The following is an 8889-nucleotide window of genomic DNA, read 5'->3' as shown; positions in this document are numbered from 1 at the left end:
AAAAAGGCCCGGAACATCGTTCCGGGCCTTTGTATGAGTTGTCTTCTATCCTACTACCAATAGCCAGTGTATAGTGGCTTGCAGCTTGTAGCTATAAGCTTGTAGCTTCCAACCTACACCTTCCCAATCACCCTTTTATCCTCCTCCCTCGGCCTGATGATCAGGCGCAGCGTGGGGTCGTTGGTGATAAAGGCATACATCCAGCTAAAGAATAACTGCACCTTGTTGCGGAAGCCCACCAGCGGGATGATATGGATAAAGAGCCATACCATCCAGGCAAAGAAACCTTTGAAGAACAGCTTGGGCAGGTCGGCAACGGCCTTGTACTTGGCAATGATGGCCATATTGCCTTTATCGTTGTAGCGGAACTCCTTCAGGGTTTCGTTGCGCTCCAGCCGGGTAAGGTTGGCTGCCAGCAGCTTGCCCTGCTGAATGGCAGGCTGTGCCACCTGCGGGTGGCTGTTCGGGAAGGCCGGGTCGGCGGTCATATAGGCCTGGTCGCCGATGGCAAAGATGTTGGTATAACCCTGCACCTTGTTGAAGCCATCCACCAGCAGGCGTCGGCCACGGGTAAAAGCCTCCTTGGGCAGTCCCGGTACATCGCGGGCAATAACACCCGAAGCCCAGATAAGGGTAGCGGTGGGTATTTCCTGGCCGTTGGCCAGCAATACTTTTTCGTCTACAAAATCTTTTACCGCGGTATTCAGCACAATCTGGACGCCAAAATCCTGCAACACCTGCAGGGCCTCGCCCTGCGACTTTTTACTCATGGGGCCCAGCAGGGTAGCGCCGGCATCCACCAGGTAGATCTTGCCACGGAAGTTGCGGATCTCGGGATAGTCTTTAGCCACAATGTTGCGGCCCATTTCGGCCAGCATGCCTGCAATCTCCACACCTGTAGGACCGCCACCGGCAATCACGATGTTTTGCAGCCGCTCCCTTTCATCCATATCATTGGTGCGCACCGCCTTTTCCATGTTCAGCAACAGGTGGTTGCGCAGGTTCAGGGCATCGTCGATGCTTTTCATGGGCAGCGCATGCTCTTTTACATTCTGCATCCCGAAATAATTGGTTTCGGTACCCATGGCCAGGATCAGGTAATCGTAGGGGATGGCGCCGGTATCTGTTTCCAGCGTATTGGTTTCGGGCACTACCCGCAACAGCGAGCCCAGGTGAAAACGCACATTGGGCCGGTTCTGGAACAGGCGGCGGAACGGGTGACTGATATTGGAGGCCTCGATAAAGGCAGTGGATACCTGGTACAGCAGGGGCGGAAAGAAATGATAGTTGTTCTGGTCAACCACCACCACTTCAAAGCGGGCGTCCCTGGTAAGCTTCTTGGCCATATTGAGGCCGGCAAAGCCGCCACCAACAATGACCACCTTCTTTTTGCTCGTCTTTTGATTCATTGCTTCTGTTTTCGTTCAATTTGGGAAAGCCTGCCACAACAAGCTGGCCCCTGGTACATATATAAAATATCCTGCCTGCCTGTTGCCGCAACCCCATGTGCAGGCCAAAGCAGGGCGATGGGGTTGTTTTCAGCAAAGGGCAGTTGCGGGGAACGCGTGGGTGGCAGGTTTTGTAAAGTTCGCCAATTCCGCTGAGCGCCGGGGTACAAACCATCCTGGGTTTCATGTATGTAAAAAAGAGATGATTTATATAAAACAGTCTGTTTTGACTTACTTAATTCAGTATTGGTCGAAGTTTTTTAAAAAATATCTATCTTTTTTAGTCATCTTTGGGCGCTTGTTTAAGAAAACCAACTATTTCTTGTAAAAATCATTTGCTGTGCCAACGAAAAATGCTCCCCGCCTTTCGGCCGTACCTTTTTTCCTGCTCCTGCTGGTTTCCCTGCTGGGTGTTGTGTACCCGGGTGTTCCCAAAGCACCGATGGTAAAGGACGGCATTGTGGCCGGCGATGTGGCTTGGATGCTCTGCTCGGCAGGACTGGTGCTGCTGATGACGCCCGGGCTGGCGCTTTTTTATGGTGGCATGGTAAGCACCCGCAACGTCATTTCCACCATGCTCCAGAGCTTTATCTGCATGGGCGTGATCAGCGTGTTGTGGATCGTGGTGGGCTTTAGCCTGGCCTTTGGCGACAGCATCGGCGGTATCATTGGCGACCCGCGTACCTATTTTATGTTCCGCGGCGTGCTGGAAAGCAAACCCTGGCCCCTGGCATCTACCGTTCCCCTGGTGCTCTTTGCCTTTTTCCAGCTCAAGTTTGCCGTGATCTCACCCGCCCTTATCACCGGCTCTTTTTCCGAACGCATCCGCTTTACCTCCTATATTCTTTTTGCCTGCCTGTTCAGCATGCTTATTTACGCACCCATCGCCCACTGGACCTGGCACCCCGACGGCATCCTCTTCAAGATGGGGGTACTCGATTTTGCCGGCGGCACCGTAGTGCATATTTCGGCGGGCTGCTCGGCACTGGCGGCGGCCATTTACCTGCGCAACCGCAAACAGGGACAGCTGCACCTCAACCCCTCCAATATACCCTTTGTGCTTACCGGCACGGGCCTGCTTTGGTTTGGCTGGTTTGGCTTCAATGCCGGCAGTGCGGTAGGTGCCAACGATGTAGCCGCATCGGCACTGGCCACTACCAATACATCGGCTGCCGCAGCCGGCATGGCCTGGATACTGTTTGATGCTTTCAAGGGCAAGAAGCCCTCTGCGCTGGGTTTCAGTATTGGTGCGGTGGTAGGACTGGTGGCCATTACCCCTTCGGCAGGTTTTGTTACCATTGCCCACTCCATTTTCATCGGCACGGCCACCAGCATCATCTCCAATATGGTAGTGGCCTGGACGGCCAAAACCAGCATCGACGATACCCTGGATGTTTTTCCCTGCCACGGCGTAGGCGCCATGGTGGGCATGCTCTTTACCGGCATTTTCGCCCACCAAACCGTGAACCCCGCCAACACCACCGGCAATGGTTTGCTGTATGGCGAAACAAAGCTCTTCCTGGCGCACCTGGCAGGACTGGGCATCGTGGTAGCCTTTTCTTTTGTAGGGGCCTTTGCATTGCTCAAGATCACCGACCTCATCTCACCCCTGCGAGTAAGTAAGGACGAGGAAATACAGGGTCTGGATATTACCCAGCACGGCGAGCAGGTATCGATGCGGGCGTGATTGGGTTTCCGGTTGCTGGTTTGTTTTTAGAAAAGAAAGTTGGTAATCAAAAAGGCATAGGTATTAAAAACCGGCGGGATCTACACCGCCGGTTTTGTTTTGCATAAATTGCTTCAAACTTGTCGTCCGTCGTCCATCGTCAGTGGTCCATCCTCCATCCTCCCTACTGCTATGACCCTGCTATTGCGCTATTTGTCCATCATTATCTTACTGTCCGGCATTGCCGGTTGTTCCCAGTTCATTTACCGGCCGCATTCCCGCCAGCAACAGCAGCGGGCCAAGCCCCCGGTTTCTTTGCTTGAAGAGATCCTTGTTTATCGCCAACTGTATGGCAACTGGCCTGCAAGCAGGGAGCAGTTTGTGGCCCGGGATGCGCGGTTTGAAGCCGCTTTCAGGGGCTTTCCCTACCGCGATGTGCGCTTTCGTGCCCGAAGCCGCGCGGAACTGTTGTTTTCCTTCAGCGGGCATATCCGCGACGAACAGGCCTACCAGCAAACTGGTTTGATCGACCTGAATGGCTATGGTGGTACCGTTAGGTTTTACCGGGATAAAGGCCGCTGGATCTGGAAGATCAAAATGAACTAACAGGAACAAGGGGGCAACAGGCGCCAAATGATAAGGGCCCTGCTGCCGCTTGCTGTCATCTGTTGTTGGTATTGCTGCTTTGGTAGTTGCTATGCCTATCCTTTTGCCAGAATTTCCACTGCTCCTGCTTCCTTAGGGAAAAAATTTCCCAAAAGTTAACAGCCGTCCGGGTTGTCAAAAAATGAAGTCTTAGCGCTAAAAAACAGGTGCTTTTTAGCAGCAGGGGGTCGAATAAAAAAGGAACAGATGGGCGTTTTATATGGATGGGCTACAGTGATACTTATATTTTAAAACATAATGCGAACGGCGCTGGTTTTCCGCCCCAAATTCTTGTTTACCCCTTGTTTTTCTGCCCGGAAAATGTGTAAGTTTCTATTGCAAATACCGCGTTTGCTTCCCTTTGGCGGCTGTATCGCGCCAATTTCAGGAACGAAAACTGCGGCTGTTTTTTTGCATACAATCCTACACCTAAACATGCGGCTATGTTAACCATCAATGAACAAGGAATACTGGAGGAGCAGTCGTTTACCAACCAAACCCTGAACTGGGGTGATGTGTACCAGTTCAACCACGCACGCCGGGGTAAGGTAATTGCCACCCTGGTGGCCGAAGACCACGACTGGTTTTTTGTGGAGCTGGCTACCGAACTGGATACCCCCAACGGCTATATGGATGCCGGCGAACGCCTGCCCCTGCGCAAAAGCCTTGTGTACTCGGTAGACCTTTTCTAAAGGCAAACCGTAATGCTATCTTTTACGACCCGTAAGCGATAGAAGGTGTGCGGCTGTTGCTGCGCACCTTTTTTGTTGATAGATCATGGACCATGGACGATGTACCATGGTCTATGGTCCATCGTCCATGGTCTCCGGCAACACAAGCTTCCATTTCTTAACCACTTCATAATGCAGCAGGAGCGCAGGTGCATGTTTCGTTGTATTAGCTTTCCGGCTCCAAAGGGAGCTGTAAAGGCATCTCTTGTAAGGAACCTGTTTTTCGTGATTCAACCCTTTTCTTTATGACCCGATTTCTTTACTTAGCCGGACTGCTTCAATTTTGTTGTTCCCAAACAGTGCTTGCCCAAAAACCCGAACCTGCCCCCCTGTACCTGTCCAACTATACCTTCAGCAGCGGGCAACCCGAAATAGGGATGGTGCAAACAACCACAGGTGAGAAAATAAAGACCATAAAACTACTGGGTGCAGGTGCTGCTTACCTGCGGGTTAAGGCCAACCGGCTGGAACTGCAACCCAAAAAGCTGGATACCGCCACGCCTTGGATTGATGCCGTGGTGCAGGTGCGCACCACCAACGCAAACTATACCGATACCTTCCGTATTGTACGCGACAATTTCATCCGCAATAAAGTGATTGCCCACCGCGGTGCTTTCAAGAACACGGGTGTTGCCGAGAACTCGGTAGCATCCCTGCAACAGGCCATCCGTATGGGTTGCGCCGGTAGCGAGTTTGATGTGCACCTGTCATCAGATGGCGTACCGGTGATCAGCCACGACCCCAGGATCGGCGGCTATACCATTGCCGAAACACCTGTTGCGGTACTCACTGCCATCAAGCTGTCGCATGGTGAGCAACTGCCTACCCTGGAAACCTTTCTGAAGGGTGGCCTGGACCAGAACAAAACCAAACTGATCCTCGAGATCAAAGCCTCTTCAGCAGGCAAGGCCAACTCTATTTTGCTGACGCAAAAAGTAGTGGCCCTGGTAGAGCAGCTGCAGGCACAGGCATGGATCGACTATATCAGCTTCGACTACGACGTGTGCAAGGAAGTAATGCGCCTGGCACCCTATGCTAAAGTGGCCTACCTCAATGGCGACAAAACGCCGGAAGCCCTTGCCGCCGAAAAGTTCTATGGACTCGATTACCACTACAGTGTATTGCAAAAGAACAGCAGCTGGATTGCCGATGCCAAAAAGAGCGGCATCACGGTAAACGTATGGACCGTGAATGATAAGGCCATGATGCAGGACCTGTTGCAGCAGGGCGTTGATTTCATTACCACCAACGAACCCGAATTGATGTTGCAGTTGGTAGGGAACAAACCCCTTGCAGCAGCATCTCAGAGGTAGCACACCATATCCTATTCCTTTTGCGCCTTTGCGTCTTTGCGAGCAATGTTTTCACGCAAAGACGCAAAGGCGCAAAGCTTTTAAGGTAAAGCGCTAAAGGAAGGCACCTGCTATATTGCAACGTAAGAAACAGGGGTCCTTGCAGCTTGTAGCTAACAGCTTGCAGCCCCTATGAGCTTCAGCTCACTATTCACCACTCCTCACTCATCACTGATCACTCCTTACTCATCACTCATCAATTATTTTAACAAACCTCTTTTGGCAATAGCACAGGCTTTCCCTTTCTTTGCCCTGTAAATTTTCAGCATCAGGAGTTTCCTGCCATCGTGCAGGAATGCCAACCGGGCCCCAGGCTAACGGTGGAGCAGTATGCGGGTCTTGCGAAGGTGACCAAAAGCTTGAACAACACTACTACCTTCCTTTCCCTACTTCTGTTGCTGTGTGGTGCATCACTCAAAAAACACAGACAACATGCAAGAACAAACGCTTAGCAAGAAACAACAGGACCTCGATCGTTTGCAATCCATCATCACCCAGGGCTGCGATGAACACCATCCCGATGCCAAACTGCTGGCTGACCTGAGCTGCCTCTATCCATGGTATGCCCTGAAGTATTTTGCGGAAACCTATGACAGCCATAGTGGAGATGTGCTCAGTTATCATATCAGGTGCCGGCAGGCAGCCAATGTGATCCTGGTAGGCGCTTCCAGCAACCTTAAAAAGATATTGGCCTTTCCACCCCGGAACAAAGCGGAAGAAGAAAAGCGCGATCGCGTATTGCACTGGTTGGAACCGATTTTGGAAGAGCAGGCAAAATGGAACTAGGCACACCTAACCGGTTCCAAGAATCACACCTAACAGGTCTTAAAGACCTGTTAGGTGTACCGTACCACCACCCAACTAAACACCCGTGAAACAAAAACCAAAACATTGCCAGCGTACCAGCGATCTCCGGTTCCTGGAAGCGGCCATCCGCAACGGCGGCCCCATCGGCGTACAAGAGGGTCAGCGCTTCAACTTCATCCTGCGCCGCTATGCCAGTGAGGTAAGGCTGATGGCTTCCGAACTGAATCCCGCCTACTACCAACAAGTACTCAAACCCTATATGGAAGGGCCGGAGCCGATGCGCAAATGGATCATGCGTACCCTGCTGCCCATACCGCGCTTACTCACTTTTGAAGAACAGGTACAGGTGGCCACACATCCCGGCATCGACGCTGCTCATCTAAAACTATGTATGCGACAGGGAGATACTTACCTGCAGGCGCTGGTGCACCTGGAGGATCATATGCGTTGGTTATAAAAAACTGGAAACATGAAGATCACAAAACTGGGCGAGCCCGCCTTCCGGTTGTATTACCAGCCTGGCAAGGCATTGTACATTCCTGTTTACATCATTCGCAATACCGCCGAAGACCGGTTGTTCACGCACTTTTACTGCAACACAAAAGCCGCAGGTATCCGCATGGTACAGCGGCGTGCCTATATCCGCCAGCCCTACGATGGGCAGAATTATTTCAAACAACCCTACTATGCGCAAAAGTTGATCGATGCGTTGCTGCATATTGCAATGACCGAGTCGGTGCGCTTTGACACGCTGTGTTCGGTGAACATTGGCCGCCATACCTATTTCTTCGACAAGGGAGTGGCGTGTACCAGTTTGCCGGAAGGCTATAACCCTTACGGCAGCGACAGTCAAACAGAGGAGTCGGTCAGGGCCTTTTGCCACCAGTACCATATCGATAGTAAGGAATTCAACTACCCTTCTGCCCGGTTGAATGGCAGTTATAGCTTTTGATGAAGCGGTAAGCAGGTTAAAAAAGTAAATGGTTGTTTGGTGCCTTCTTCCGCGACCTTCCAAAACCTGTTAGGTGTACCGCAGCAGCCTTTGTATTTTCCCATTTTAAATACCATGTTCAAATCCTTTCTTTTCCTGTCTTTTGCCTGCTGGTTATGTAGCACGCCTGCACTTGCCCAACAACCCTATTTCCCCGATACCGCTTGGCAAAGCCGCAAACCCGCCGAGCTAAAGCTGGATGCCACTGCCCTCGACAGCGCCGTGGCCTTTGCCCAACGTAACGAAGCCACAATTGACCGCGACCTGCGCATCGCCAATATGCGCTCCTATGCCAACGAACCCGGTTATAAAATCCTTGGCCCGATGAAACAACGCGGCGGCCCCGCAGGCCTCATCATCAAGGGTGGATACATCGTTGCGCAGTGGGGCGACCCTGGCCGCGTGGACATGACCTTCAGCGCCACCAAGAGTTATCTCAGCACTGTTGCTGGTCTTGCTGTTGACCAGCGCCTCATCGGCAGCATCGAAGAACCCGTAAACCGATATGTGTGGGACAATACGTTTGAAGGCAACCACAACAGCAAAATCACCTGGCGCCACCTGCTGGACCAGACCTCCGACTGGAGCGGCTGCCAGTTTGAGGTGTGCGACTGGAGCGACCGTCCGCCCCGCACCGGTGGCATCGACGACTGGAAGGCCCGCAAGCTCCTTGAACCCGGCTCCACCTACGAATACAACGATGCCCGTGTGAACGTACTCGCCTATTCGCTGCTTCAGGTATGGCGCAAGCCCCTGCCGCAGGTGCTCAAGGAAAAGATCATGGACCCCATCGGCGCCTCCACCACCTGGCGCTGGTATGGTTACGACAATTCCTTTGTAAACATGGACGGACAGATGGTACAAAGCGTGAGTGGCGGCGGTCATTTTGGTGGCGGCCTCTTCATCAACACCTGGGACCAGGCACGCTTTGGATTATTGTTCTTGCGCAAAGGCAAATGGAAAGGCAAACAACTGGTATCGGAGCAATGGGTGAAAATGGCGCACGAGCCTTCCAAAGCCAATCCATCCTACAGCCTGCTCTGGTGGACCAATGCCGCCGAAGAACTCAAAGGCGTTTCCAAAAACATCTGGTTTGCGGCCGGCTTTGGCGGCAACTACATCGTCATCGATGAAGCCAACGACCTGCTCATTGTTACCCGCTGGCTGGAGCCATCGCAGTTGGGGGAGTTGGTGAAAAGAGTGGAAGCGGCGGTGAGGTAGGTTTTTGGTTTTTGGTTTTTGGTTTCTT

General features: G+C 52.3%; 9 protein-coding genes. 8 read left to right on the top strand and 1 reads right to left on the bottom strand.

Annotated elements, in window-relative coordinates:
- Window positions 1–113 precede the first annotated feature (113 nt).
- The gene (locus BUE76_RS01870) at window positions 114–1409 is read right to left on the bottom strand and encodes an NAD(P)/FAD-dependent oxidoreductase (RefSeq protein WP_073047940.1); all 1296 of its coding nucleotides are present in this window, start codon (window positions 1407–1409) and stop codon (window positions 114–116) included.
- 379 nt (window positions 1410–1788) lie between these two features.
- Here BUE76_RS01870 and BUE76_RS01860 point away from each other — a divergent pair, with 379 nt between their 5' ends.
- From BUE76_RS01860 to BUE76_RS01825, 8 genes are all read left to right on the top strand, one after another.
- Window positions 1789–3135, top strand: coding sequence for an ammonium transporter (locus BUE76_RS01860; protein WP_073047933.1), 1347 nt, complete (start codon window positions 1789–1791; stop codon window positions 3133–3135).
- 171 nt (window positions 3136–3306) lie between these two features.
- Window positions 3307–3720 carry a hypothetical protein gene (locus tag BUE76_RS01855; RefSeq protein WP_073047930.1) on the top strand — a complete coding sequence of 138 codons (414 nt, stop codon included), beginning with the start codon at window positions 3307–3309 and terminating at the stop codon, window positions 3718–3720.
- Between the two features lie 482 nt (window positions 3721–4202).
- On the top strand, window positions 4203–4451 hold the full coding sequence (locus tag BUE76_RS01850) for a hypothetical protein (RefSeq protein ID WP_073047928.1): 249 nt from the start codon (window positions 4203–4205) through the stop codon (window positions 4449–4451).
- A 284-nt stretch (window positions 4452–4735) separates the two neighbouring features.
- Window positions 4736–5803: a glycerophosphodiester phosphodiesterase gene (locus BUE76_RS01845; RefSeq protein ID WP_073047925.1), complete on the top strand. Its 1068-nt coding sequence runs from the start codon at window positions 4736–4738 to the stop codon at window positions 5801–5803.
- Window positions 5804–6274: 471 nt separating this feature from the next.
- On the top strand, window positions 6275–6628 hold the full coding sequence (locus tag BUE76_RS01840; protein ID WP_073047922.1) for a hypothetical protein: 354 nt from the start codon (window positions 6275–6277) through the stop codon (window positions 6626–6628).
- 85 nt (window positions 6629–6713) lie between these two features.
- Window positions 6714–7106: a hypothetical protein gene (locus tag BUE76_RS01835; protein WP_073047919.1), complete on the top strand. Its 393-nt coding sequence runs from the start codon at window positions 6714–6716 to the stop codon at window positions 7104–7106.
- A 12-nt stretch (window positions 7107–7118) separates the two neighbouring features.
- Window positions 7119–7601 (top strand): hypothetical protein, encoded by a 483-nt coding sequence (locus tag BUE76_RS01830; RefSeq protein ID WP_073047916.1) that lies wholly within the window; start codon window positions 7119–7121, stop codon window positions 7599–7601.
- Window positions 7602–7715: 114 nt separating this feature from the next.
- Window positions 7716–8861 (top strand): serine hydrolase domain-containing protein, encoded by a 1146-nt coding sequence (locus BUE76_RS01825; RefSeq protein ID WP_073048105.1) that lies wholly within the window; start codon window positions 7716–7718, stop codon window positions 8859–8861.
- Window positions 8862–8889 lie beyond the last annotated feature (28 nt).

The sequence above is a fragment of the Cnuella takakiae genome (assembly GCF_001953305.1).
Taxonomy (GTDB): domain Bacteria; phylum Bacteroidota; class Bacteroidia; order Chitinophagales; family Chitinophagaceae; genus Flavisolibacter; species Flavisolibacter takakiae.
The sequence above is the reverse complement of the archived record's forward strand: the minus strand, read 5'-3'. Positions and strand labels throughout refer to the sequence as shown.